The sequence below is a fragment of the Myxococcota bacterium genome (genome assembly GCA_035498015.1).
In the GTDB taxonomy this organism is placed as follows: domain Bacteria; phylum Myxococcota_A; class UBA9160; order SZUA-336; family SZUA-336; genus VGRW01.
In genome coordinates, this window is the sequence record DATKAO010000020.1 from 1 (window position 1) to 2272 (window position 2272).

Consider the following 2272-nt stretch of genomic DNA (forward strand, 5'->3'; position numbering starts at 1 on the left):
GGAGCGCCGCGAGAAGTTCGAGATCCTGCGCGCGCGCGCCGAGCGCGTCCGCGAGGTCGTGTTCCGCCCGAAGTACGAGGGCGACTGGGACGTGTACCCGTTCAACGCGGGCTACTTCATGTGCATCCGCGTGAAGGGAGTCCCGGCCGAGAAGCTGCGCGTGCACCTGCTCGAGAAGTACGGCGTCGGCGTGATCGCGATGGGCCAGACCGACATCCGCGTCGCGTTCTCGTGCCTGGAGCTCGACCAGATCGAGCCGCTGTTCGAGACGGTGTCGCAGGCGATCGGCGACCTGCGCGCCTGATCGTTTTCGCGGTCGGGCGGCTGGCCGCGTCTACGCGAGCTCGCGCGCCAGCGCGTGGCCGGCCGACAGCAGCGCTTCACAGGCGCCCGCCGCGAACACCGCGTTCAACACCTCGTAGTGTTGGTGCGCGAGCGGGTGCGCCAGGTCCTTCGCGTGCGGCAGGTAGCGCAGCCAGCCGTTGCCGATCCCGATGACGAGCCCGAGCCCGTGCGCCCCGACCCGGGCGCGCCAGTCGAGCCCGACGGCGCTGGTCGGCTCGAGCGGCAGCGCCAGCAGCCGCGCGCGGCCGATCGCGAGCAGCTGCACCTCGACCTCGGCCTGGCGCGCCTGCTCGGGCACGAAGAACGGCGCGGTGCGGTCGCGGATGTAGCCGCGCACCGCGGCGATCCGCTCGCGCGCCTCGGCGATCGGCAGGTCGCGCGCCGTGGCGTTGGCCAGGTCGTACAGCTCCGCCATGCGCGGCAGCGCCGACTCGCCACGGCCGACGAGCGCGGCGACCTCGCGCTTGCGCCGGGCGAGCTCGGCGTCGAGCTCCGCGGGCGCGAGCTCACCCAGCTGGAGCGGCAGCTTCACGCGCGCCGTGCGTGCTGCGAGCCGCGGCTCGGCTTCGTCCACCGCGCCGGGCAGCGCGGCGAGCACCGCGTCGGCGGCCTCGCGCCCCAGCACCCGCACCGCCTCGGCGCCGAGCCCGATGCTCTGGCCCGGGATCGCCAGGTCCATCAGGCCGCGCGTACGCGGGTCGACGTCGGCGTGGGCGCCGAGCAGGAATGGCGCGACCGCACCCGTGGCCGCCTCGATCGTCGCCGAGGCCGCGCCCGGCCAGTCGCCCGACACCTCGAGGTTGTCGTGGCCGCGCACCGTGCCGTGGCAGGAGTGCCGGAACAGGACCGCGATCGGCCGTCCGTCGGCCGCGGACACCCGAAGCACCTCGAGACCCGAGTCGATGGGCGCGTCCGCTGCGCGCCGGTTGCGCCCGATCTGCGCGCTCGTCTCCCGCCACGCCAATCGGGCCGGTTGCCGCCGCCGGAAGGCCTCGGCGGCGGCAGAGCGAATGCCGGCGAAAGCTGCCGCCGAGTGAGCCGGGACCGGTCTTCCCGCATTTGCTTCCGCGACGCCGGTGTCCGGTCCCGAGTGCGTGTGGGTGCAGGCGACCAGAATGGCGTCGACCGGCAGGCCTGTATCCGAGGCGATCGCCACCCGAAGGGCGTTCGCGCTCACTGTAGACATCAAGCAAAGCTCGGCGGAGACGACGAGGATAGAGTGATGCGCGAGAGACAGAGCCAGAGCGCGAGCGTAGATGCGGTCGGCGACGCCGGTCGCGGTTCCCACCCGGGCCCCGTACCCCATGAGCGGCACGCCGGCCTCGGGGGTGATGTCGATGCGCGCAGCGCCGGCGAGCAGCATGCGGGTGATTCCTGTCACAGTCTCGGCTGTAGGCAGCTGCACTATAGGCTGCGCAGGTCCGGTTTCGGAGGCGGGTTCTTGGACCAGGCTCGGAGGGGATGGGTGGCTGCGGCCACCGCGGCAGCTGTGTGGACGGGCGCGGTCTGCGCTGCGTCCGCAGGCGTGCTCCCCCACAGCCTGCTCTCGTTCGGCGGGTTCAGCGCGGCCAGCAATCCGAACCAGCTGCGCTCCAAGTTGCCGAGCGCGAACGCCGATCCGGCGTTCCTTCTGCCGGTGGTCGATCAGTCCGTCGACCCGATGGCGGACAGCGCCGCGGACCCGACGCTCACGATCGTGACCGGCCGCGTGCCCAAGCGCGGCACGCTCGCGGGCGCGCTGCGCGGCTCGGGCGTCTCTCCGGAGCTCGTCGAGACCGTCGCGCGGACGCTGCGCTCGGTGTTCGACGTGCGCGGCGCGCGGCCCGGCGACTTCTACGCGCTGATCCGCGACAACTCGGGCAACCTGCTCTCGTTCGAGTTCCAGCGCGGCCGCGCCGACGTGTACCGCCTCGAGCGCAACGACGTC

Annotated in this window: 3 protein-coding genes; 2 read left to right on the forward strand and 1 reads right to left on the reverse strand. The window is 73.0% G+C overall.

Annotation, left to right across the window (positions count from 1 at the left end; translation table 11 throughout):
- A partial coding sequence (locus VMR86_01675; protein HTO05739.1) for a hypothetical protein occupies positions 1 to 304 on the forward strand: 304 nt, incomplete at its 5' end.
- A 30-nt stretch (positions 305 to 334) separates the two neighbouring features.
- Here VMR86_01675 and VMR86_01680 read toward each other — a convergent pair.
- Positions 335 to 1708, reverse strand: coding sequence for a neutral/alkaline non-lysosomal ceramidase N-terminal domain-containing protein (locus tag VMR86_01680; GenBank protein HTO05740.1), 1374 nt, complete (start codon positions 1706 to 1708; stop codon positions 335 to 337).
- A 162-nt stretch (positions 1709 to 1870) separates the two neighbouring features.
- Here VMR86_01680 and VMR86_01685 point away from each other — a divergent pair.
- Positions 1871 to 2272 (forward strand): hypothetical protein (locus VMR86_01685; GenBank protein ID HTO05741.1); only part of this gene is annotated, 402 nt, incomplete at its 3' end.

Coding starts and splice junctions, on each gene's coding strand:
- VMR86_01680 (HTO05740.1), bottom strand. CDS start 1,708: ATGCTGCTCGCCGGCGCTGCGCGCATCGACATCACCCCCGAGGCCGGC.